At 44.0% G+C, this 23,500-nt stretch carries 18 protein-coding genes and 1 riboswitch; of the genes, 11 read left to right on the top strand and 7 right to left on the bottom strand.

The annotated features are described in order from the left end of the window. The first annotated feature begins 34 nt into the window (after positions 1-34). The gene (locus tag VJL_RS04085) at positions 35-745 is read left to right on the top strand and encodes a pseudouridine synthase (protein WP_038875946.1); all 711 of its coding nucleotides are present in this window, start codon (positions 35-37) and stop codon (positions 743-745) included. Between the two features lie 64 nt (positions 746-809). Here VJL_RS04085 and VJL_RS04080 read toward each other — a convergent pair whose 3' ends face one another. Further along, positions 810-1,487: a DUF2057 family protein gene (locus VJL_RS04080; RefSeq protein WP_038866735.1), complete on the bottom strand. Its 678-nt coding sequence runs from the start codon at positions 1,485-1,487 to the stop codon at positions 810-812. A gap of 76 nt (positions 1,488-1,563) precedes the next feature. Then, complete coding sequence (locus tag VJL_RS04075) at positions 1,564-2,589, bottom strand: porin (protein WP_020195015.1); 1,026 nt, start codon at positions 2,587-2,589, stop codon at positions 1,564-1,566. 516 nt (positions 2,590-3,105) lie between these two features. On the opposite strand from VJL_RS04075, the gene dinG reads away from it, so the two are divergent. The 8 genes from dinG (at position 3,106) to VJL_RS04035 (ending at position 13,878) form a co-directional block, all read left to right on the top strand. Continuing rightward, positions 3,106-5,181 carry an ATP-dependent DNA helicase DinG gene (dinG, locus tag VJL_RS04070; RefSeq protein ID WP_038866732.1) on the top strand — a complete coding sequence of 692 codons (2,076 nt, stop codon included), beginning with the start codon at positions 3,106-3,108 and terminating at the stop codon, positions 5,179-5,181. A gap of 14 nt (positions 5,182-5,195) precedes the next feature. Continuing rightward, positions 5,196-5,981 carry a sulfite exporter TauE/SafE family protein gene (locus VJL_RS04065; RefSeq protein WP_038866730.1) on the top strand — a complete coding sequence of 262 codons (786 nt, stop codon included), beginning with the start codon at positions 5,196-5,198 and terminating at the stop codon, positions 5,979-5,981. Beyond that, entirely contained in the window at positions 5,978-6,523 is a 546-nt protein-coding gene (locus tag VJL_RS04060) for a primosomal replication protein (protein ID WP_038866728.1), read from the top strand. The genes VJL_RS04065 and VJL_RS04060 overlap by 4 nt, the downstream gene beginning before the upstream one ends. Then, entirely contained in the window at positions 6,523-6,687 is a 165-nt protein-coding gene (rsmS, locus tag VJL_RS04055; protein WP_038866726.1) for a pleiotropic regulatory protein RsmS, read from the top strand. The genes VJL_RS04060 and rsmS overlap by 1 nt, the downstream gene beginning before the upstream one ends. 85 nt (positions 6,688-6,772) lie before the next feature. After that, a complete protein-coding gene (gene xthA / locus VJL_RS04050) occupies positions 6,773-7,579 on the top strand; it encodes an exodeoxyribonuclease III (protein WP_038875944.1) in 807 nt (268 codons plus the stop codon). A 168-nt stretch (positions 7,580-7,747) separates the two neighbouring features. Next, positions 7,748-9,448: a type I secretion system permease/ATPase gene (locus VJL_RS04045; protein WP_038875942.1), complete on the top strand. Its 1,701-nt coding sequence runs from the start codon at positions 7,748-7,750 to the stop codon at positions 9,446-9,448. Further along, positions 9,441-10,784 carry an HlyD family type I secretion periplasmic adaptor subunit gene (locus VJL_RS04040; protein ID WP_038875939.1) on the top strand — a complete coding sequence of 448 codons (1,344 nt, stop codon included), beginning with the start codon at positions 9,441-9,443 and terminating at the stop codon, positions 10,782-10,784. The genes VJL_RS04045 and VJL_RS04040 overlap by 8 nt, the downstream gene beginning before the upstream one ends. Positions 10,785-10,847: 63 nt before the next feature. Further along, positions 10,848-10,929: riboswitch (cyclic di-GMP riboswitch) on the top strand. Between the two features lie 30 nt (positions 10,930-10,959). Continuing rightward, a complete protein-coding gene (locus tag VJL_RS04035; protein WP_038875937.1) occupies positions 10,960-13,878 on the top strand; it encodes a calcium-binding protein in 2,919 nt (972 codons plus the stop codon). 77 nt (positions 13,879-13,955) lie between these two features. On the opposite strand, the gene VJL_RS04030 is transcribed toward VJL_RS04035, so the two are convergent. The 5 genes from VJL_RS04030 to VJL_RS04010 all read right to left on the bottom strand — a co-directional run bounded on the left by VJL_RS04030 (position 13,956) and on the right by VJL_RS04010 (position 18,789). After that, positions 13,956-14,633, bottom strand: a complete 678-nt coding sequence (locus tag VJL_RS04030; protein WP_038866714.1) for an ABC transporter permease — start codon at positions 14,631-14,633, stop codon at positions 13,956-13,958. A gap of 3 nt (positions 14,634-14,636) precedes the next feature. After that, on the bottom strand, positions 14,637-15,377 hold the full coding sequence (locus tag VJL_RS04025; protein ID WP_038866711.1) for an ABC transporter permease: 741 nt from the start codon (positions 15,375-15,377) through the stop codon (positions 14,637-14,639). Positions 15,378-15,457: 80 nt separating this feature from the next. Then, positions 15,458-16,228, bottom strand: a complete 771-nt coding sequence (locus tag VJL_RS04020) for an ABC transporter substrate-binding protein (RefSeq protein WP_038866708.1) — start codon at positions 16,226-16,228, stop codon at positions 15,458-15,460. An 84-nt stretch (positions 16,229-16,312) separates the two neighbouring features. Continuing rightward, positions 16,313-17,083 carry an ABC transporter ATP-binding protein gene (locus tag VJL_RS04015; protein WP_038866706.1) on the bottom strand — a complete coding sequence of 257 codons (771 nt, stop codon included), beginning with the start codon at positions 17,081-17,083 and terminating at the stop codon, positions 16,313-16,315. A gap of 233 nt (positions 17,084-17,316) precedes the next feature. Further along, entirely contained in the window at positions 17,317-18,789 is a 1,473-nt protein-coding gene (locus tag VJL_RS04010) for a hypothetical protein (protein ID WP_038875935.1), read from the bottom strand. Between the two features lie 457 nt (positions 18,790-19,246). Between VJL_RS04010 and VJL_RS04005 the strand changes: the two genes are divergently transcribed. Continuing rightward, positions 19,247-20,794 carry a DUF3360 family protein gene (locus VJL_RS04005; protein ID WP_038875933.1) on the top strand — a complete coding sequence of 516 codons (1,548 nt, stop codon included), beginning with the start codon at positions 19,247-19,249 and terminating at the stop codon, positions 20,792-20,794. Between the two features lie 306 nt (positions 20,795-21,100). Then, the gene (gene pflB, locus VJL_RS04000; RefSeq protein ID WP_038866700.1) at positions 21,101-23,377 is read left to right on the top strand and encodes a formate C-acetyltransferase; all 2,277 of its coding nucleotides are present in this window, start codon (positions 21,101-21,103) and stop codon (positions 23,375-23,377) included. Positions 23,378-23,500: the final 123 nt, after the last annotated feature.

The following is a 23,500-nucleotide window of genomic DNA, read 5'->3' as shown; positions in this document are numbered from 1 at the left end:
CACAGTTCATTTACATTTTTGCAAGGTAGTTAACATGTCATCTCGCTCGGGTCATGAAAAAGGTCGCGGTACTCACCAATCGAAAACGAGTCATTTTAAACGCTCTGGAAAAGCAAACCACTCAAATGGACAAGCGAAAAATCGACAAAGTCGCCCTGCCCGCGCTTCAAAAACATCTAAGCCACGCATTGCCTTAGAAGATCGCAGAGTGATCATTTTTAATAAGCCGTATGACACGTTGAGCCAGTTCACTGATGGAGATGGTCGCAAAACGCTAGCCGACTTTATTCCAGTGAAAAATGTGTATGCCGCAGGCCGCTTAGATCGAGACAGCGAAGGATTGATGGTCTTAACAAACGATGGCATTTTGCAAGCGAAGTTGACGCAGCCCCAATCAAAATCACCAAAAACTTACTGGGTACAAGTGGATGGAGCCCCTAAAGAAGAAGACTTGGAGATGCTACGTAAAGGCGTAGAGCTAAAAGATGGCATGACCTTACCAGCAAAAGTAGAAGTGATGCCTGAACCAGAGATCTGGGATAGGACTCCACCTGTCCGATTCCGAGCAAACATTCCAACAACGTGGTTAGCGATTACTATCATAGAAGGAAGAAACCGTCAGGTAAGACGTATGACTGCACATATCGGTTTTCCGACACTGCGACTCGTACGCTACTCGATGGGAGGGATTGAGTTACACAACCTCAAACCTGGCGAGTGGAAAGAAATAACGCTCCAACAATAAACATCAAAAAACATAAAAGCAGACTTTTGCCTGCTTTTTTAGTTTTTATCGTTACTAATAACGATTATTGTTGAGCAACCCACTTTTTAAAGGTTTCTTTTTCTTGTGGAGTGGCCTTTTGGTACATCGTCTTAAGTAGATCAACCATTTGGCTGTCTTGTGCAGTCGCAGATTTCGTGTCGACTACCGCAACCGCTTTAGGCTCTACGCCTGTAACAGCTTGGCTGTGTTGGTTTACTGTCACATATGTCACAGCAACCCCAGCGACACCGCCTGCAATATTATAGTTGCGAGCTTCCTGAGCATAGTTACGACCAATTTGAACGCCATCGGACTCAAGAACGTCTTCAACAAGGTCGATTGGCTGGCCTTTAGAGTCTAGTAGTTGCCACTCTAAAGGAGAGATGTTGGTTTGTGCTTGGCGGTAGGTTTTGAACTTTGGTAGTTCAAATTTCAGTTCTTCGTCTTTTACATCAAACTTGGCAATAATGGCGTCACCATAAACCCCTTTGATATCATCACCAATCTCAAATTCTGGTTGATACTTGAAGACAATTTGGTTGGTACCGTCAGGAATCTCTATTGTTTTCTCATCCGAAAACAAACCACCCTCCAACTTTGGCTTCTCCATATTTACCGCAAGTAATTTTACGTCTTCAGGAACCACCAAGGTCGTTGCAGCATATAAGTTTGTACTGGCTAGAACAGAAAGTGTGATTGCCACTTTTAATGATAACTGCATAGAAATTAAATCCTTATCTCCAATAGTAAAAGACCCAGCATAAAGCTGGGTCTTACAATATCAAACTGGGTTTTGATTACCAGTAGAAACGTGCACCAACACCGAAGTCAGTTTTGCTGTCTGTCTTCACGTTGTCAGTTGAAGTTTCTTCAAATACGTATGCGCCTTCAACGAATACGCGAGCCCATTTAGAGAACTTGTACTCAACACCAGCGTAGAAACGTGAATCATCACCGTCTACAGTACCAGCTTGGTCAGAAGAAGACATTACTAGCTCGTAACCAGAGTAAAGAGTTGTCTTAGGAGCTACTGCAAACATACCTGCTAGAGAGATACCGTGAGAATCAACAGTCTCGTCTGAGATCTTGTTCTCGTCTTCGTTGTAGTAGTATGTTGCACCAAGAGTGTGCTCACCTAGAGCGTACTCACCAGTTACTTCAAAAGATAGGTTTTCTGAATCGTGAGCAACCTTGTTTACCGCAATCTTGTTTACAGAAGAAAGGATACCAGCGTGCATAGATAGGTCACCGAAAGACTTACCTACGAATACTTCACGAACTTCTTCGTTCTTGTCTTTCTCGCCTAGAGCGTAACCCGCTTTTAGCCAGAATGCGTCGTTTTCGAATGCGTATTTAATTTGAGAGTCGTTGTTCCACTCGTGTCCGTAAAGTAGAGCAGAGCCACCGAAGAAGTAAGAGTAATCCGCACCGTAAACGTCATCTGCGAAAGTACCTTCTTTACCGAAGCGGATAGTACCCATTTCGCCCATGTCGAAACCGAAGATGTGGCGACGAACGAATACAGTGTCGTCAGTACGCTCACTTGAATCAGCACCAGCGCCGTAGTTATCACCTAGAGCTACACCGATTTCAACTTCACCTAGAACTTTTAGGCTATCGTTTACAACGTAAACACCGTTTACACCCATACGTGAAGAGCTAGTGTTTAGCTCTGCAGTGTGGTCTGTGCTGTCTAGGAATAGAAGAGTTGGACGTAGCTGACCGTAGAAATCTACAGAACCTTCGTCAGATTTGAATACTTCAGCCGCATTCACAGTAGTTGCTGTAGCAGCAACCGCTAGTGCTAAAAGAGTCTTTTTCATATTTAATCCACTGCCTTTTCTTAGTTCGGGATATCCTTGTCCGATTCCCTTTTTTTATATTTTTGAGGTAGCTTGTTATCGAAACGTAACAATGCTTTACCTACAAAATCTGGGCACTAGAGTGCAAAAGATTATTCTGACTGTCAAATTTTCTAAATAGTTTTATCAAAAAACAAAAATATCCTTTAAATACAAAGCCTTGTGCATTTACATTTAAAATATTCGATGAAGTTCTAAACAATGAACTTGATTTTTCTTAATTTAGTAATTCATTAATAACAAATAGAAAACACCTTTCAATTGCCATACAACAATAAACTTTAGAAGAAAACACTACAAAGGTATCATTTTTGAAGTTTTATATTTTTCGACTAATGAAATTATTTTCATTTAGTTTAGGTTCAATATTTTTTTGTGAACAAGATCGATATTTATCATAAAAGCATTCCGTTTTGTGAACTACAGTACAACTAGTGATGTGTGCTACTATGCGCCTCCAACGCATTTGAGGCCCGTATGCTAACCAGTAACATTCAAAAATCGATTCGCACCAGTTACCAAAACTTACAAGCGCAGCTTGATAATTTTGTTCCACGAAGAGCACAAAACTACTTAGTTGCAGAAATTGCGAAAACACTATGCGGGCAATACCACAAGTCAAATCGCATGTTGATTGCAGAAGCTGGTACTGGCATCGGTAAATCACTCTCTTATCTGATGGCAGCGATTCCTGTGGCGGTTTATAACAATCGTAAAGTAGTGATCTCAACAGCCACCGTCGCTCTACAAGAACAGTTGGTGAATAAAGACCTGCCTCTTTTTCGTCGTATCACCGATCGAGAGTTTTCTTTTATTCTTGCAAAAGGTCGACAGCGTTATTGTTGTGCTGAAAAACTCGCGACGGCAAGTGGTGTCGATGGCGGCCAGTTAGCGATGTTTGAAACTAAACCGAAGAAGAAAGATATTGAGCTACTGGAAACCATGTATCGCTCCCTCGCTCAAGGGAAGTGGGATGGCGACCGAGACTCTTGGCCGAAACCAATAGATGATCAGTTATGGCAACTTATTGTCAGTGATAAGCACAGCTGTAACAACAGCTTACCAGCACACCGAGGCTGCCCTTTTCAAAAAGCTCGAGCAGAGTTGGATAAAAATGACGTCATTATCGCCAATCATTCACTCGTAATGGCCGATGCAGATTTGGGTGGTGGAGTGATCCTCCCTGAGCCAGAAAACACAATTTACGTGTTTGACGAAGCTCATCATCTACCTCATGTCGCTCGCGATCACGCTTCTGCGTCAGCCAGTTTAAAAGGTGCAGCTGCTTGGTTAGAAAAGCTCAACCAGTCAATCACCAAATTTTCTTCGTTAACAGATGAAAAACGTGTTGGTCGATTCCGTAATGATCTACAAGAATCCGTACAGGAACTGATTCCTGCGTTGACCCAACTGACTAAACAGTTTGATCCAGCCCAGTTTGAGGAAGGGATATACCGTTTTGAACATGGTGAGCTACCGACTTGGTTGGAAAATCAATCAAAAGATTTAAAACAACTAAGCAAAAAGGCAAACCAAAGCGTCGCAAAGATCGCCGATCTAATAGCTGAGCGCGTTAAAGATGGCGAACTTTCATCAAGATTGGCGGAACCAGCTTTGGCTGAGTTAGGGTTTTACATCCAACGTTTGGAAAACCTAGCTCAAGTCTGGCGTTTAATGGCCGAGCCAAGCCGAGACAAAGGTGCACCTCTTGCGCGCTGGTTAGAAAAACACCCAGATCGTGAAGGCGATTTTATTGTCAGCGTTTCCCCGTTGGAAATTGGATGGCAACTAGACCAACAAATCTGGAGTCGTTGCATCGGCGCCGTATTGGTTTCTGCCACTATGCGAGCACTAAACTCATTTAATTACTTTTGCCATCAAGTGGGCGTTGACGCCAAACCGGACTCAGGAACACAGTTTTTGGCACTAGCGTCTCCTTTCGATTATCAGAATCAAGCCGAACTGCTGATACCAGCAATGAAGTATGAACCGCAGGCACCGCAGTTTACTGAATATCTTATTGAAATTTTGCCTAAGTATTTAGAAGACAATAAAGCGAACTTGGTATTATTCTCCTCTTATTGGCAGATGAACCAAGTTGCTGATGCACTCAATGCTGGTTTCATAAAACGAGGTTGGGCGTTGCAAGTTCAAGGCGAAAGTTCACGAACAGAAATTCTAAAAAAACATAAAAGGCTCATTGATAAGCAGAAAACCAGCATCCTTTTTGGTACAGGCAGCTTTTCTGAAGGCCTTGATTTACCTGGAGAGCTATTGGAAAACCTCATTATCACAAAAATTCCATTTGGGGTCCCTACTTCTCCAGTTGAACAAGCACACTCGGAGTACATCGAGAAAAAGGGTGGTAACCCGTTTATGCAAATCACGGTTCCAGATGCAAGTAAAAAGCTGATCCAAAGCGTTGGTCGATTACTGCGCAAAGAACGAGATTCTGGTAGAGTGACCATCCTCGACAGACGCTTGATAACAAAACGCTACGGACAAGCTCTGATTGATTCGCTTCCTCCGTTTAAACGCAAAATAGAATATTAAAAGAATAACTATTTATGGAAATGATTGAGCCAACCATGCTGTTGGTGTTGGCGCTAGTCGCTTTTGTTGCTGGATTTATCGATGCTGTTGCTGGCGGTGGTGGTATGCTGACTGTTCCCGCGTTACTGTCGTTAGGGCTGCCTCCCCACATCGCATTGGGCACCAATAAGTTAGCTGCCTCTTTTGCCTCTTCGACGGCGGCCTATACTTACTATAAGAAACGTCTTTTTAAGCCCCAGTGCTGGGGCAGAGCGTTTGTTGCCACTCTTGTTGGTGCAACACTAGGAACGCTATTTGTTGATGCAATTAGTACAGAATGGTTAGAGAAAGCGCTGCCGCTGATCATTCTCGCTGCTGCGATGTATACTGTTTTCCATAAACCACCACAGTCGACTCATCAAAGCCCAACTCCCGAACCTTGTCCGATGCTAAATAAAAAGCAGTATATGCAAGGCTTATCGATAGGCTTTTATGATGGTTTAGCGGGGCCAGGAACTGGGGCTTTTTGGACGGTGAGTTCCATGGCCTTATACCGACTCAATATCTTGCTTGCGTCTGGTTTGGCTAAAGCAATGAACTTTACCAGTAACTTTACTTCATTGGTTACATTTGCCGTATTAGGACACATCAACTGGGTACTAGGCTTAACAATGGGCGTCTGTTTAATGGCTGGTGCTTTTGTTGGCGCGCATTCAGCAATCCACTTTGGTGCTAAGTTCATACGTCCGGTCTTTGTTACCGTTGTTAGCGTGCTTGCCATTAAACTCGCTTACGATGCATGGTTTGTAGGATTAACATGAACATCAGCCAGCTCTCAGAACATCTAGAACAAATGTCTAAACAGGCTGCAATGCTTGACCGTCAGCGTGGAGAACACCATGTTCCTTTGTTTGATGAGCGTTTGTTCCACTGCCGCTCTCGACTACTCGTACCCTGCGTAAAAGAAGCAACAGCAACACTTGATTCGATTGTACGCGAGCAAAAGGAGCAAAAGCTCACGGCATTACGAGCAGAGTACTTAACTGAAAGATTAGTCGCGCAAATTGGCGCAATTCAGCGTGAAATTTCCACCACAAAAATTCGCAAAAACGAAGTAAAACACAGCAGTCACTTTAGAAAGCCAATTAATGTCTTGTATCAAGAACTAGCTCAACACCAAGAGTGGGCTCGTCGATTACGAGAAATGGTGCTGGAGAAAGAGAGAGCTGTTGAGTTTTCCCCAAGCTTTGCTCGTGCTGAAGCGCAGAAAGTACTTTTAGCAACAGAACAACGATTAGAACGATGCGAAGCAGCGCTGCTTAAGTTAGAAAATCAAATCACACACAGGGAAAAGAACCAGTAATGACTGACCAACCAAAATCTCCGCTCGATGATGCCCCAGAAGAGGTGAAGTTAGCCGTCGATTTGATTTACTTGTTAGAGTCGAATGAAATCGAACCTGAAACCGCATTAAAAGCAATTAAAATCGTACAGAATGACCTAGAGAACAAACTCAGTAACAAATAACTGTTCTTATTTACTTTCGACGTTTCCAGCCTATGCCGGCCAATGGTAACATCAAGCACAAATACGCCCTTCAGAAGGATAGAAAATGAAAGTAATTAGCTTTAACATCAATGGACTTCGTGCTCGTCTGCATCAGCTCCAAGCCATTATCGATAAGCACCAACCTGATGTCATTGGTCTTCAAGAAATCAAAGTGCACGACGAAGCTTTTCCAATCGAAGATGTCGAAGCCATGGGTTATAAAGTTTACTTTCATGGGCAAAAAGCACACTACGGTGTCGCGATGCTATGTAAACAAGAACCAATCAATGTGCAAAAAGGGTTCCCTACCGATAACGAAGAACACCAAAAGCGCATGATCATGGCGACGTTTGAAGATGAGAGTGGTGAAAAGGTCACTGTGTTAAACGGTTACTTCCCTCAAGGCGACAACATCGCTCATGAGACCAAATATCCATACAAACGCCAGTTCTACAAAGATCTGATGACCTACCTAAATGATCACCATACAAATGATGAACAACTGATTGTAATGGGAGACATCAACATCAGTCCGATTGATGCAGATATCGGCATCGGCGAACCGAACCGTAAACGCTGGTTGAAGACTGGTAAATGCTCATTCCAACCGGAAGAGCGCGAGTGGTTGAAGACGCTAATGGATTGGGGATTCGAAGATACTTTCCGTAACCTGCACCCAGAAGTGGATGACCGTTTCTCTTGGTTTGATTATCGATCTCGCGGCTTTGACGATAATCGAGGTCTACGTATTGATGTGATTCTTGCGACGCCATCGCTTGCACAAAAATGTGTTGAGTCCGATGTTGATTACGAACTGCGTGGCATCGAGAAACCGTCAGACCATGCTCCTATTTGGTCTACTTTCAAATAGATAGCTTTAAAGGGCTAATCATCTTGCCAACTTATCGTGATTAGCCCCGACTTACCCTCCTCTTAGTTCATTTTTCGCTTTCCTTCCTCGTCTCAATTTTGAGGCATTTCTCGAACATTCACTTTCTATACTCATTACTACTTCTTTAGTTCATGGAGTAAGGGAAGTATGGTTCAAAAGAGTTGGAGCAACTTGTCTCCTTTTACATTTAAAGCATTAGCCCCAATGACACTGGTGAGCGCCGTAATTAATGCTTTGATGCTAGTTGTTCCAATCTACAGTCTTCAATTGTTCGACCGTGTATTGTCGAGTAGAAGTACAGATACACTATTGCTACTTACTGCTATCGCTCTGTTTCTGTTGATTTCACAGGCATTGCTTGAAACCTTAAGACAAAAATACACCCAAAGAAAAGCCCTTCAGTTTGAATCGGAAAGTGCTCAATGGTTATACCAACTGTGCGGTCAACATTACGACACGAAGACACGTTACGTGTTTAACGACATAAATGAGATACGAGCTCTTCTCATGTCACCCGGTTTTTTTGTTGCTTTCGATCTGCCTTGGACGCCATTGTTCCTTCTGGTCATGTTTATGCTCCACCCTATTATCGGATTGGTTGGTTTGATTGCTGTTATCTGTGTATTAATGGTCGCACTACTCTCTTTCTACGCGAAAAAGAAATCATTTGAAGCATCTTACGCTACCCAAATTGCTGCAAATCGAAAAGTCGATGAGCTATTCAACAAACAAGAAACCCTGTTCTCTCAGCAAGCAGCCGATGGAACATTTAACAAATTTCAGCCTGTCCTTGCTGAAAAGTTGTGGTTCAGAAACAAAGTAGACCTCGCATCTATTAACCTGACATCTCTCGCCAAACTTGTCCGCATGACGCTACAAATTGGCATTATGGGAACAGGCGCGTTTCTTGTGATTCAAAATTCAATGAGTGCGGGCGGAATGATTGCTGGGTCAATTCTTATGGCGAGAGCGCTCCAACCAATAGAGCAGCTAACCTCTGGGTTTCAAGGCTGGAAGACGGGGTTAGCCGCAGCCAAGCGCATAAAAGCGGTTGTCAGCCAATCAAAAATAGAGCTTGAACGTACAACGCTCCCCCAAATCACCGGTGAATTACGCTTTGAAAACGTGACTTGGTCACCTGAGAATCACAAAAGCGAAGCTATCCTCAAACAGCTGAAACTTAGGCTAGAGGCTGGAAACCGTGTTGCAATCATCGGGGCAAGTGGCTCTGGAAAAACCAGCCTTTGCAAATTAATAATGGGAATACACAAACCGACATCAGGCAAGGTGTCTATCGATGGCTTAGATGTCACCCACTGGGAGAAGACACAATTCAAACATACCGTAGGTTACCTCCCACAGAATATTCAGTTTGTCCAAGGTAGCGTGAAAGAAAATATTGCCCATTTCGACACTGAGATCAGTGACTCTCAAATCATTAAAGCCGCCATTCGCGCTGGTGTACACGAGACGATTCTTCAACTTCCAAACAGTTATGAAACCTTGATTGGTGATGGTGGACATCAATTATCTGGCGGGCAAGCCCAAAAGCTCGCCTTAGCACGAGCATTGTGCTTTAAACCCAAACTCTTGGTCTTAGACGAACCCAACTCTCACATGGATAAAGAAGGGGAAGAGTACCTCACAACCCTCCTCGCAACATGCAGAGAAGAAGGCATTTCCGTCGTAATGATCACCCACCAACCACACTTGCTGCGCCATGTCGATTGGGTGGTTGAAATCAATAAAGGTCAGATTGCGAGAGCCGGAGAAGCAAGCAAGGTTCTCCGCTCGATGATGGATGTGCGTTCAAGAACGCAAACTCAATCAGAGGCTTCCAATGAGTAAGACCACACTTAACCAACATGGCATCGATTTCGAAGATGGTCGTAAACTCTCTTTTACTACCAAGCCCGTGGTCATCACTTCTCTGCTCGTATTACTCATCATGATCGGCGGCTTCATTGCATGGGCAAGTTTGTCACCTCTGAGTTCGGCAGCGATAGCTCCCGGTGTTGTTATCGTCGAATCAAAGCGAAAACCCGTTCAGCACCTAGAGGGTGGGATTATCGAGAGCGTTCATGTAAAAGATGGGGATAAGGTCAGAACAAATGATTTGTTGATTACTTTGAGTGCGACACAGGCTCAAGCCAGCTTGAATCGACTAAGAGCTCAGTGGGAAAGCGATCTTGCTCGCTTAAACCGACTTCAGTCCGAGCTCGCTGATCATCCTGAAATTCAATTCGATACACGCTTACTTTCTCGAAATCACTCCAAAGAAATTCAATCAATCATTCGTACCCAGCAAGCTTTATACGAAAAACGCCGGTCACTAAGGGATGGAGAGAATAACATTCTGGCAGAAAAGATTGAGCAAGCTCGATTAGACATGTTCGGCCTACAAAAGCGATATCAAGCCGGCAAAGAAAGCTTGCGCTATCTTGCAGAACAGGTCGCCATGCATAAAAAGCTGCTCACCTCCGGCAATACATCAAAATCACGTTACCTCGATCTCCAACGAGAGCACTCACAACTTGAAGGACAAATTGCCGACCTCAGTGCCCAAATTGGACGAGCAAAAGGCTTTGTTGCGGAAGCGAAAATGGAATTAGCCAATGCGGAGTTCAATTACGCCAAAACCTTAGGTGAAGAAGTTCAGGAGCTTGAACGAAAACTCAATGAGACAAGAGAGGCAATGATAAACGCGAATGATGTACTCAAACGTGTCGAAATCAGAGCGCCACAAGGCGGTGTTGTCGTTGGCCTCAATGTTGTCGGTCAACATGCGATTATTGCTCCAGGCGACACGCTCATGGAAATCGTCCCACAAGAGGACGAACTCATTGTGGAAGCCTTGGTAAAACCCGAAGATATTGAAGCGCTTCATATTGGACAAGCGACTCAAGTACGCTTAACCGCATTCAGCTTTAGAAAAACGCCACCTATAGAAGGCAAGCTTATACATATTTCTGCTGACCGCATCAGCGACCAAGCGACAGGCTCTTCAGCCTACCTCGCTCGCGTGTCACTAGATGCAAACATGTTAGCTGAATTAGGGGAATCAGTTTCGCTCTACCCAGGCATGCCTGCGGAAGTCATGATTCTAATTGATGAACAAACCCCACTCAATTATTTGCTCAATCCTCTCGCCGTTACCTCATATAAGGCAATGCGAGAAATGTAAGACTTATTCATAAAATCATAATCCCTCGACGTTACTGGCTAATTAATTGATTAATAACATAACGGATGACAAAGCCAAACCCACTGCGAAGTGGGGACGGAAAGCTACAGATCTCAAACGGGACTGAGATGGCTGGGCTGCCTCTATGTATCTCGCGATATATGAGGATGAAACAATGGCGGAAGAAGTTTCTGTAACAGAGACCAATGCACAGGTTGGTACCTTAGTTGATGGCCCTACTCAAGATGGAGTGTCAAGGGATGTAGATAATCACCTTGAAGACAATTCAGGTGCAGACCTAGAAGTGCGTGCAGGTAAAGGTGATGATATCGTTAAAACGGGTGATGGTGATGACTTTATCGCTGGTGGTAGAGGTTCAGAGGCGATCAAATCTGGAGATGGCAATGATGTCATTGAATCGTGGAATCACACCATAAATGCAAAAGACGAAGCCGGAGAAAACCCTAACATTAACTTAGCGCGCGAAAGCGATGTTGAAAAAGTGGGCTGCGTTGACGACATCATTGTTGCTGGTTCTGGTAACGACTATGTCGAAGGCGGTGGCAACAACGATATTATTTATGGTGATCGTCGAGCTAAAACGGATGATACCAATTTATTAGCCGATGGCAATTTTGATGATGATGTAGGTGATACCCCTGTCGTCGATCATGGCGGCTGGCAAACCTACTCTAGCTACGGTGGATGGGAAGCGACCGAAGGTCTAATCGAAATCCAAAATGGTGGTGGCTATGGAGATAACAAAGATCCCGCACGAGGAAACGTGTTAGAACTTGATTCTCACAAAGACGGGGACAATACCGTTACCAACTCTACCGTTAGTCAAACCTTCACTGTTGATACTGCAGGTACATTCAAACTCTCTTTTGATCACACCAACCGTACCGATAATACAGATACAAATGGGCTAAAAGTCCTCATTGACGGTGAAGTTGTTGGAACATACAACAACGATGGCTGGGAAACGGTCAATCTAGATCTAGATCTAGGCGCTGGCGAGCATACCATTTCGTTTATGGCCGATGGTAATGAAGATTCTCTTGGTTCCCTGCTCGATAACGTCGCTCTTCATCAATACCAGGCCAACGATGTGTTGATTGGTGATGGTACTCCTAGAGACGGAGACAACGTCGATAATAGCTCGATGCCGGGAGATGATCTTATTCGCGGTAACAAAGGGGCTGATGTGCTCATTGGTGACAATTTCGATGCCCTCTCTTTCAATGAGCAAACAGGTAACTTTGAACTCGATCTTGACTCAGCACAGACTCCTGAGGGAGAGGATTTAGGTCTTGATAACGCCACAGCATACAACCCTGATGGCTCTGAAGGAAACACGACCCAACAAGGCAGTAAGTATGGAGTCGAAGGCACGGATGAAAGTGGTAAAGATGCACAAATTGGGTATAGCTACGATGACGGAGATTCGGAACCTGGCGATGCAGTTGGCTCCGAAATGCTTTCTGTTTGCTTAGATGAACATACTATGGCCGCCACCGTCGGGATCTCAAATCTTTATGCCAATGAAGGTCGTGGAGAAGATGATGATGTGGACGAAATTGGTATCTGGACTGCATTTCGAGATGGCATTGAAGTCGCAAGTGGATTTTTTAGCGCAAATGAACCTGACGCAGATACCCTAGCCCACTACGCCGCTGCGGGCATGACACTAGAAAATACTAAAGTGCTTTCTACTGATAGTAACAATAGCGGTGAGTTTAGTATTGGTCCAAACGATACTGGCTTCAAAGCCTTTGATGAAATTCAGTTCTCTGCCGCAGGTGAACAATTCAGTAAAGGGGGAGAGAAAGAAGACTCAAGTGACTATTTTGTCACATCAGTAGAAACACTTGGGCTCACTGGCGACGGTACCGACATGCTATATGGCGGGCGTGGTGATGATGTCTTACTCGGCGGTGACAATAACGAAATACTGCCGACGCCATCTGATGGTATGTATGATATCAGCCAGCTCAACGGAACGTTCGACGTTGAACTCATCGGGTCCAATGCAGGGTTCAATAACTCCCTTGGTTTCTACACAGCAGACTCAAGCGGTGAAGTCGTGAATGTCGGCATTCTTTGGTCAAATGTAAAACAGCCTGATGAAATGAACACCTCAATATCGAAAGAAATGATGGGGGGAGATGCTTGTAAGCTGGGGTTCTTCGTGGTCCCTGACGGTGCCGATAACGGCATTGAATCTGAGGGATTTATTGATGTTTCAGAATTCGATCTAGATGCGCAATTACTCGGTGAAGCTGCATTTGAATTGGGTCTCCCAGTCCATGCGCAAGTCACTCCTATGGGGGATGGAACCTCCTTATTCGAATGGAATGATAACACTGACCTTTCAACTAACGATGATGACTTCAACGACGTGATCCATAACGTCACTACCATAGCAGAACCTGAACTTCTCAAAGGCGGTCGTGGTGACGACTGGCTAGACGGTGGTGCAGGCGTTGATGTACTTAAAGGCGGCAAAGGCGATGATGTGATCATCGGTGGTAGTGGTGCCGACGAAGTTCGAGGTGGTAAAGGCAACGATACGATCGCTTACGACGCAGATGATACACTAATCAGAGGCGGAAAAGGGTTCGATGTTCTTGTCGCCAATGAGAAAGACGGCCCTATCGATATCGATATGTCTAAAGGTCAAGATGCAGACAACATTAAAGGTATTGAAGCGGTAATAGGTACAAGTAGTGACCAAGATTCTGTTACCTTGACCCTTGGCAAGGCGTACCATCAAGGTGGAGCTAGCGACAATAGTAAGAGTAAAGATGATGGTCAATCAGAGTTCTTTGCCCTTGGCGTTGAAAACATCAAGTTGGACGAAAGCAATAATTGGAGCCTAGAAAGCGATACTCAAGGCGATCCCGATGATGGTGTGACTATGACGGTGGCGGACCTTATGGCGTCATCAGATTACAAGCTAGACCAAGGCATGATTGATTCCTTAGGGTTATCAGGCTCAGATGTCTTAACGGCCTATACCTTTACAAAAGGTGGTAAAGAAGTCGTCATTTATACCGACGCAGCCTTTGACGGTGATTTCCAATTTGTATAGGTAAACTCACTCGCCCTTCATCTACCCAAAAAGAGCGCCAATCGGCGCTCTTTCTTTTAGATATCTATAAAAACGCCTTAGCTTAATGGCCTTAGATATGCCAAGAAGCGCTTCTCTGCGATTTTGAAACACCACAAAATAATGAACGTTAATCCCATGTAGAAGAGACCAGCCGTCAGGAATGACTCAAATGGTGCATAGTAACGAGAGTTCACAAGTCGAGCTGCGCCTGTCAAATCCATAATAGTGATGATCCCAGCGACTGCACTGCCGTGCAGCATAAAGATCACTTCATTCGAATATGCAGGTAAAGCACGGCGTAATGCGCTTGGCAAGATGATGCGACGATAAGTCATAAATTTACTCATACCATACGCTTTTGCAGCTTCCACTTCCCCTTTCGGTAAGCCATTGATCGCACCACGGATGATTTCCGCCGTATAAGCCGAAGTGTTAAGAACGAAAGCCACCAAGGCACAGAACCAAGCATGTTCCCAAAGTGTGTCTTTCACAGGAAAGAATTGGTCCATGCCGTAGTAAATGAGATAAAGCTGCACCAACAACGGCGTACCGCGGAAAAAGTAAATGAACGCCCATGACGGCAAACTTAATGCGTAATTCGTGCTATTGCGCGCTATAGCTAAGGGAATCGATACACAGAGCCCGATCACCAGAGCTAATGCCACCAGCCATACCGTTGTCCACAATCCATCTAAGTAGACAGGGAAGCTTTCAATGATCAATGAAAAGTCCATTATCTACCTCGCATGAATACTGAATTTGCGTTCAACAAGCTTAAGTAGACCGGTTGATACACTGGTGAAGAATAAGAAGATGATCGCGACAGCCATGTAAAAAGTGAATGGCATCTTTGTTGTACCAGCGGCAAGTGAACTAATACGCACCATATCTTCCAATCCAATGATTGAAACAAGAGCGGTAGTCTTGAGTAATACCAACCAGTTATTACCAAACCCGGGTAACGCGTGTCGAATCATTTGAGGTAATAGAATTCTTCTAAACGACATAAAAGAACTCATTCCGTAGGCTTTTGCCGCTTCCAACTCACCTTTATCGACAGCCATGATCGCACCACGGAAAGTTTCCGCCATATACGCACCAAAGATAAAACCGATGGTCAGTACACCAGCAATAAATGGGCTCACATCGATGTAATCAGGGAGGTAAGCAGTCCATTCATGTTCAGGGTTGCTTGCGGTAAACCACTCGTTGAGCGTTTCATTGATCGAATAAAGGCTGTTATTCAGTAGAATTTGGCCACCAAAGAAGATAAGCATCATCAAGACTAAGTCAGGAATGCCACGAATAATGGTGGTGTAGAGTGTTGCAATAGCTCTTGCCCATTTATAGGGCGCTAATTTCGCAAGTGCCCCAAGCATGCCTAAAATGACAGCAAGCAACAATGAGAGTATTGCGACTTCGATGGTTACTAGAGCCCCTTTTAGTATCGAGGCTTCATATCCTTGTAAATCCAGCATAGGTGAGTTCCTAATCCCTAAACTCAAAAATCGGCCGTTGGTTACTTCTAGGAACAAGCCAACGGCCGCTTAGTTACGGCTTATTTACCGTAAACATCGTAGTTGAAGTACTTACCTGCGATTTCTTGATAAACACCTTTTTCACGCAGAGATAAGATTGCCGCATCTAACTTTTTAGTGAGATCTTTGTCTTGCTTACGAACCGCAATCCCGAAGCCATCACCAAACCATTTAGGGTCAGTTAGAGAAGGGCCAACAAACTCGTAAGCCTCACCACCCGCCTTATTTAGTACACCTTCTTCAAGAGCTGAAGCATCACCAAGTACTGCAGCGACACGGCCATTTGCAAGATCTAGGTATGCTTCATCAAACGAACCGTAACGTACGATTTCAACTTTATCGCCGTAGTTATCTGTCAGATACTTGTCATGCGTTGTCGCGCGTTGTACCGCAATTTTTTGACCATCAAGGTTGTCGAAGTCTAAACCCGCACCTTTTTTAGCAATGAATTTGTTTGGAATGAGTGCGTACTTACCCGTAAAGTCGACTTTCTTCTTACGCTCTTCGGTGATAGACATTGCAGCAATGATCGCGTCATACTTACGAGCAAGTAACGAAGGAATGATGCCATCCCAATCTTGAGCAACGATTTGACACTTCACTTGCATCTCTTCACAAAGCGCATTCGCCATATCAACATCGAACCCCTTTAAGGAGCCATCCGTTTCAGTCCAGCTAAACGGAGGATAAGCACCCTCAATCCCAAAACGAACTGTTTTCCATTCTTTCGCTTGGGCGACACCAGACACTGCTGTTGCAGCAAGCGTTGCTGCCAATAACCACTTTTTCATTTCCATACTCCTGTGATTGCTATTTTATTTGGTTTTGTTTGTTGTGCTTGTTTAGGAGGCAAAAAGCTGCCACCCAAAGAAATATTAGTAGATAGAAGAGATAAATTGCTGTAATCGCTCCGAATCTGGATTCGTAAAAAGCTTAGCTGGATCTCCCTGTTCTTCCACTAAACCTTGATGCAAAAACATCACATGGTTAGATACATCACGCGCAAAAGCCATTTCATGCGTGACAACTAACATGGTGCGTCCTTCCTCGGCCAGGTCTCTCATTACCCCTAACACTTCACCAACGAGTTCAGGGTCAAGTGCAGAGGTAGGCTCATCAAACAACATAACCTCTGGATCAACGGCCAAAGCACGAGCGATTGCAGCGCGTTGTTGCTGACCTCCGGACAGGTGTCCTGGGTAGTAGTCTTTGCGTTCGTATAACCCAACTTTCTTCAACAGTACTTCCGCATTTTCAATCGCTTGCGCCTTAGGTACACCCAGTACGTGCACGGGCGCTTCAATCACATTTTCTAAAACCGTTAAATGCGACCATAAGTTAAAGCCCTGAAATACCATAGCTAAACGTGAACGAATACGCTGAACTTGCTTTTCATTTGCTGGGACAGACTCCCCTGCGCGGTTGTTCTTCATTTGGATAAGTTCGCCGTTTACCCAAATTTCACCCGCAGTTGGTGTCTCTAATAAGTTGATACATCTTAGGAAGGTACTCTTACCTGAACCGGAAGAGCCAATGATGGAGATAACATCGCCTTTATGGGCAGAAAGTGAAATGCCCTTTAATACTTCATTTTGTCCGAAGGTTTTGTGCAGGTCTTTAATATCTAGCGCTGGTACATCATTCATGCGCCCTACTCCCTGTGTTTTAGTCACTGCAATAAAGGGACTCCGCCCTCTTTGAATTGGAACAAACTATCACCACCCAAGAGAAGTTGCAACAAATTATTAACCTAAATAAATCGAATAGATAGATACAACAATCAAATGAATATGCACTTTCTAGCAATATATTCTTTTAATGCTGAATAACTGACATAAAAAAGCCCCTCAAGAGAGGGGCTCATTAAGATACAAAAGTGTTAATTAAAACGTGTCACAACGAGCGAATTCGAAGTGCGTAATGTCACTTCATTTTCCATTCCATCTTTTTCAGAAGTTAGAATACCGTCTAGGTCAGCTTCTAGTTCAGGCTCCGAAGCTTCACCATTAGAGAAGAAGCTCATGAACATTTCTGAGTCAATATCGCTGTTACCATCAAGAATGACTGCAGAACGGTTGAAGTTGTCCGTTTCCGATACTTTCAAACCATTTATCGCGGAAGATGGAAAATTGTAGTAGTCCAGCTCAGGTACTACAACATAATCACTATTGCTCTTAGTGAAAATACGATGAGTTACTTTGTAATCACCTGACGCAGCAAAATATGCGGTACGAGTGAAACCTTCTGTAGAGTTAGTTAATCCCATATTAATATCAATCACCGACTCTCGTCCGCTCTGAGATATCACGCTAGGCTTGGAGTTCGGTAAGTTTTTGATATTTAGGAATGTACTTGGATCAGCATCAATATCCCAGCTTGAATCAATAGTACCAGTTAATAGTGAATCCCAACCATTTGTAGCGCTTTCAGCAACGGCTAGGTAAACCCATTCTTCTTTATTAGCTTCACTAGGTCGACGATATTCATCAACGGAATTACCCAGCTCTAAGGCATCATATAAGTAGTCGTTTGATACAAAGCCAATATTCAAGGAGTCATACTTGTAGCCAGACGATGAGTAAATACTAGAAACAACATCTGTCGTAACTAGGTCAATATCATTAGTACCCCAAGAACCGATACCATATTGATATAATGATTTATTGTCCGAGCCAGATTCATATTGGAATAAAGCGGTAGGCTCTCCATTGAAACCTAGTAGTTCTTCATCTGAAGTCATATCACTGTTTGGAGATACTAAGACATCTTTTTGTGATACATAGTGGTAGTCACCACCACCAGATACTGCGTTTCGGTATGAAAGGTTTTTGAACGTTTTGTCCGATACGTTACTTCCTGTAAAGCACTTATTCAACGACTCACGGTTAAGTGCGAAAGTAACATTGCGAAGCTCTTTATCTTCTAAAAACTCGCGAGAGAAAGAATTTACACGAACTTCTCGACCATTGAATTCAAGTGCTTGAATAGTGATGTAACCACCTTCAGGAATGTCTTCTAAAACAAACTTGAAGTTATCGCTGGTTGGTTTAATAACTTCTCCAACCATTTTGCCATCAGCATCAGAATAGTAACCGATAACATTATTCGTGACCTGAGCTTTTGATGCTTGACTGTAAGTTAAAACGGTAGCGTCACCATTCGAATCAGTATCTCGATCATAAATTGTACAGCTTTGTGCCTTAGCATCGCTCTCAGACAGTGTCGCAGGGATCGCAAAATCAAACGTAAATGTTGTTTTCGATGAACCGCCGCCACCGCCACCACCGCCGCCACAACCGACCATTAATCCCGAAATAATTGCCACTAGCGGCAGTACTTTAAGCTGTTTCATGTCTTCTTCCTAAACTGAGCGGCAATGATTAGCCAAAAAATCGTCTCTGCTCGGTACTAAGCAAGAATGAAGCCAGCTTTATATACAATTCATGAATGACGTAAATAAATCGCATTGGACATTATTTCTGCAAAATAACGTCTAATTTTATGCAACTTGTGTAATCGAATTACACACTAAACAACCAAGTCATTCGCATGCCAGACACTTTCTGTAGTTTTCTTTCACATCTATTCTTAAAGTGATCTAAATCAATCACCCCAAAGGGCTATCTTGCTAGACTCCGCCACAATGATGAGGAATTTTTTGTGCCTCAACACAATGAGTTATTAGCTATGCTTAGGCACGTGGTATTCGTGCAACAAAATCTAATAATAGCTAGCATAGGAAGTGCCGCAGGAAGCGGAAAAACACAATTCAATTTAGAATTCATAACTTTTAAATATATGAGGAATCTATGTCAGACGCAGTGAATAAAGCGCACTCTGATTCGGATATCGAGACTAAAGGCTACCGCGAGCTTCATCGTCCATCATCTGAGTTCGCAAGCCGTTCAGACTACCTAGACCACGAACTACAAATCATGAAGCCACGCCGTTTTGGCTTAAACTTGCCAGGTCGTGACTTCCGCTTTGAGCTTGAAGACCTTGTTCCAGCGCTTGCTGGTACGATCGGTATTATCGCAATGTACTCTGCGGTAATGATGTCTTGGGCTGAAGGCCTTACTGCTGCATGGGACCACGTTAACTTAGGCAAAGATTTTGCTATCGAAGTTGCTCGTGTAGAAATGCTAATCCCTGCACTCCTTTTCTGTATTCTTGCTTCTGGCTTTATTAACCCTAAAGCCAACCTAGCAGGTAACCACGGTCCAATGATCCCTCTTATTGGTACCATCGCTCTTGCGGGTGCCCATCCTCTTGCATTGGCAATCCTAATTGGTGTGTTTGGTTTGATTTTGAGCTTACTAAAAGGTGGTTCAAAACTCGTAAACCTCACTTCAGAGGGTACAGCTGGGGGCCTACTCATCTTCTTAGGCCTAACTGGTACCATGAGCCAAATCAACTCAATCCAAGCTTGGGCAGTTGGTTTGCAATCGGACACGGTTGCCGCTGGCAGCATGGGTTACATTGGCCTAATCGTTCTCGCGGTTACTATCGGCCTATATGCTTTCCTTGCTAAAGTGAATAAACGTTGGCTAGCCATCCCAGTATGTGCTTTCACGGGTCTCGTCATTGCACTTGTACTTGGTGCTGGCTTCGACATCAAATTCGTTACTGAAACAGGTCTTCCGAACCTAAACCCAATCTACTGGTGGGGTAGCACAGAAGAAGGTTGGATGCTTGGTCTACCAAATGTAGAACACTTCATTGCTTCACTACCGTTTGCAATTCTTGCTGTAGCGATGTGGTCTCCAGACTTCCTTGGTCACCGTATTTTCCAAGAACTGAACTACCCTAAAAAGACTGAAAAAGTTCTGATGGACGTTGATGACACAATGACTATGTGTTCGGTTCGTCAAATGGTTGGTACTGCTGTAGGTGGTGGTAACATTACGTCATCTTGGGGTACGTACATGATCCCAGCAGCAATTGCGAAACGCCCTATCCCTGGCGGTGCAATCCTGCTCGGCTCTCTATGTATCATCGTCGCGATTCTTGGCTTCCCAATGGATGTAGCAGTATGGCCACCAGTAATGCGTGTTGCTCTTCTAGTAGGTGTATCTCTACCTCTACTTGAAGCAGGTATGCAGATGGTGAAAGACTCTAAAGACTCTCAAGCAGCAGGTATCTGTATCTTCGGTTCTGCGGTAGTTAACCCAGTACTGGCTTGGGCATTGACTATGCTTCTAGACAACAACGGTCTGATTGGTGACAAAGAGCGTGCATCACGTCTGTCATTTGTAGATAAGATTGTGATCCCTGTAGGTGTACTTGTCGTCTGTTTAGTCGCTATGCTTGCAGTTGGTATGCTAGAAGGACAATATGGCATTAAAGCTTGGCTATAATGACATTCGTTCAAAAATTGTGTGGGTAGCGCTCGTCGCTACCCCATTTTTATCGCTATTTTTTAGTATTTATTGATTTAGTTTAAGGTTTGCAAAAATTTTTTAGTGTAGCCTTGAATTGTGGTTGGGAAGAACCCACATTAGTAACAGTGACAATATTTATAGTTTTATCGCCCTATTCTTCTTATTTAAGACTATAAATATTGTTATTCATTAAGAGTGTACTGTTCTCCATGTGGAAGTGGAGATAGCTGGCTCAACGGCGAACCAGTACGTATTTTTTTCTACTACAAAGGTAGGTATGTCATGGCAGAGCAATTTGCTAAAGCTTGGGAAGGTTTTGCTGCAGGCGACTGGCAAAACGAAGTAAACGTTCGTGATTTCATTCAGAAGAACTACACTCCGTACGAAGGCGACGAATCTTTCCTAGTTTCTGAAGGTACTGAAGCGACTAACAAGCTTTGGGCTAAAGTAATGGAAGGTATCAAGCAGGAAAACGCGACTCACGCACCTGTTGATTTCGATACTTCTGTTATCTCTACCATCACTTCACATGATGCTGGTTACATTAACAAAGACCTAGAAACTATCGTAGGCCTACAAACTGAAGCTCCGCTTAAGCGTGCAATCATGCCTAACGGCGGCGTACGTATGATCGAAGGTTCTTGTAAAGCATACGGCCGTACGCTTGATCCACAAGTTTCTAAAATCTACTCTGAGTACCGCAAAACACACAACCAAGGTGTTTTCGATGTTTACTCTCCTGACATCCTAAAATGTCGTAAGTCTGGTGTTCTAACTGGTCTTCCAGATGCATACGGTCGTGGTCGTATCATCGGTGACTACCGTCGTGTAGCTCTATACGGTGTAGATTTCCTAATCAAAGACAAAGTAGCTCAATTCCACTCTACTCAAGAGAAGCTAGAGTCTGGTGAAGATCTACAAATGACGATGCAACTTCGTGAAGAGATTCAAGAACAGCACCGTGCACTAGGTCAAATGAAAGAAATGGCAGCATCTTACGGCTACGACATTTCTGCTCCTGCGACTACAGCTCAAGAAGCTATCCAATGGACTTACTTCGGCTACCTAGCTGCTGTTAAATCTCAAAACGGCGCAGCAATGTCTCTAGGTCGTACTTCGACTTTCCTTGACGTATACGTTGAGCGTGACATCGCAGCTGGCATCATCACTGAAGAACAAGCTCAGGAAATGATCGACCACTTCGTAATGAAACTACGTATGGTTCGCTTCCTACGTACTCCTGAGTACGATGAGCTATTCTCTGGCGACCCAATCTGGGCAACAGAATCTATGGGTGGTATGGGTGTTGACGGTCGTACACTAGTTACACGTACTAACTTCCGTTTCCTAAACACACTATACACAATGGGTCCTTCTCCAGAGCCAAACATCACTGTACTTTGGTCTGAGCAGCTACCTGACGGCTTCAAGAAGTTCTGTGCGAAAGTATCTATCGATACTTCTTCTATCCAATACGAAAACGACGACCTAATGCGTCCAGATTTCGACAACGATGACTACGCTATCGCTTGTTGTGTATCGCCAATGGTTATCGGTAAGCACATGCAATTCTTCGGCGCTCGTGCAAACCTAGCGAAAACTCTACTTTACGTTATCAACGGCGGTGTAGATGAGAAGCTTAAAATGCAAGTGGGTCCTAAGACTGCACCAATGACTGACGAAGTTCTAGACTTCGACAAAGTTTGGGCTGGCCTAGACAACCTAATGGATTGGCTAGCTAAGCAGTACGTAACTGCACTAAACGCTATCCACTACTCACACGACAAATACAGCTACGAAGCAGCTCTAATGGCTCTTCATGATCGTGACGTTCGTCGTACTATGGCTTGTGGTATCGCTGGTCTTTCTGTTGCAGCTGACTCTCTATCTGCAATCAAATACGGTAAAGTTAAACCAATCCGTGACGAAGATGGCATTGCAATCGACTTCGAAATCGAAGGCGATTACCCTAAATTTGGTAACAACGATGCACGTGTTGATGACATGGCATGTGAACTTGTTTCTAACTTCATGGCTAAAATCCGTAAGCTTAAGACTTACCGTGATGCAATCCCAACTCAGTCTATTCTTACTATCACTTCAAACGTGGTATACGGTAAGAAAACTGGTACTACACCAGATGGTCGTAAAGCAGGCGCTCCTTTTGCACCTGGTGCTAACCCAATGCACGGCCGTGATGAGAAAGGTGCGGTAGCATCTCTAACATCTGTAGGTAAACTACCGTTTGCTGATGCAAAAGATGGTATCTCTTACACCTTCTCTATCGTGCCAAACGCACTAGGTAAAGAAGAAGTTAGCCAACGTGCTAACCTAGCGGGTCTGATGGATGGTTACTTCCACCACGAAGCTGGCATTGAAGGTGGTCAACACCTTAACGTGAACGTACTTAACCGCGAAACTCTAGAAGACGCTGTTAAGCACCCAGAGAAATACCCTCAGCTAACAATCCGTGTATCTGGTTACGCTGTACGCTTCAACTCTCTAACTGCAGAGCAACAAGCTGACGTAATCGCACGTACATTCACTGAGTCTCTATAAGACTGATTGAATTAGCACTTTGAGTGATAAAATAGAGGCCGATGCTGTAAAGCATCGGCCTTTTTTTGTGTCTTGAACTAAAGTTGTGACATTGCCTAAGACTTTGTTCTCGATCTTACGTAT

Origin of the sequence: Vibrio jasicida CAIM 1864 = LMG 25398 (genome assembly GCF_000400365.1) — a bacterium.
GTDB lineage: Bacteria > Pseudomonadota > Gammaproteobacteria > Enterobacterales > Vibrionaceae > Vibrio > Vibrio jasicida.
This window is presented reverse-complemented; position numbering and strand designations above follow the sequence as displayed.

Bases quoted from the DNA above. Each gene is read 5' to 3' on its own strand.
- VJL_RS04005 (WP_038875933.1), top strand. From the start codon at position 19,247: ATGTCAGACGCAGTGAATAAAGCGCACTCTGATTCGGATATCGAGACT.
- VJL_RS04035 (WP_038875937.1), top strand. From the start codon at position 10,960: ATGGCGGAAGAAGTTTCTGTAACAGAGACCAATGCACAGGTTGGTACC.
- rsmS (WP_038866726.1), top strand. From the start codon at position 6,523: ATGACTGACCAACCAAAATCTCCGCTCGATGATGCCCCAGAAGAGGTG.
- dinG (WP_038866732.1), top strand. From the start codon at position 3,106: ATGCTAACCAGTAACATTCAAAAATCGATTCGCACCAGTTACCAAAAC.
- VJL_RS04040 (WP_038875939.1), top strand. From the start codon at position 9,441: ATGAGTAAGACCACACTTAACCAACATGGCATCGATTTCGAAGATGGT.
- VJL_RS04060 (WP_038866728.1), top strand. From the start codon at position 5,978: ATGAACATCAGCCAGCTCTCAGAACATCTAGAACAAATGTCTAAACAG.
- VJL_RS04010 (WP_038875935.1), bottom strand. From the start codon at position 18,789: ATGAAACAGCTTAAAGTACTGCCGCTAGTGGCAATTATTTCGGGATTA.
- VJL_RS04015 (WP_038866706.1), bottom strand. From the start codon at position 17,083: ATGAATGATGTACCAGCGCTAGATATTAAAGACCTGCACAAAACCTTC.
- VJL_RS04030 (WP_038866714.1), bottom strand. From the start codon at position 14,633: ATGGACTTTTCATTGATCATTGAAAGCTTCCCTGTCTACTTAGATGGA.
- VJL_RS04025 (WP_038866711.1), bottom strand. From the start codon at position 15,377: ATGCTGGATTTACAAGGATATGAAGCCTCGATACTAAAAGGGGCTCTA.
- VJL_RS04020 (WP_038866708.1), bottom strand. From the start codon at position 16,228: ATGAAAAAGTGGTTATTGGCAGCAACGCTTGCTGCAACAGCAGTGTCT.
- VJL_RS04080 (WP_038866735.1), bottom strand. From the start codon at position 1,487: ATGCAGTTATCATTAAAAGTGGCAATCACACTTTCTGTTCTAGCCAGT.
- VJL_RS04075 (WP_020195015.1), bottom strand. From the start codon at position 2,589: ATGAAAAAGACTCTTTTAGCACTAGCGGTTGCTGCTACAGCAACTACT.
- pflB (WP_038866700.1), top strand. From the start codon at position 21,101: ATGGCAGAGCAATTTGCTAAAGCTTGGGAAGGTTTTGCTGCAGGCGAC.
- VJL_RS04065 (WP_038866730.1), top strand. From the start codon at position 5,196: ATGGAAATGATTGAGCCAACCATGCTGTTGGTGTTGGCGCTAGTCGCT.
- xthA (WP_038875944.1), top strand. From the start codon at position 6,773: ATGAAAGTAATTAGCTTTAACATCAATGGACTTCGTGCTCGTCTGCAT.
- VJL_RS04045 (WP_038875942.1), top strand. From the start codon at position 7,748: ATGGTTCAAAAGAGTTGGAGCAACTTGTCTCCTTTTACATTTAAAGCA.
- VJL_RS04085 (WP_038875946.1), top strand. From the start codon at position 35: ATGTCATCTCGCTCGGGTCATGAAAAAGGTCGCGGTACTCACCAATCG.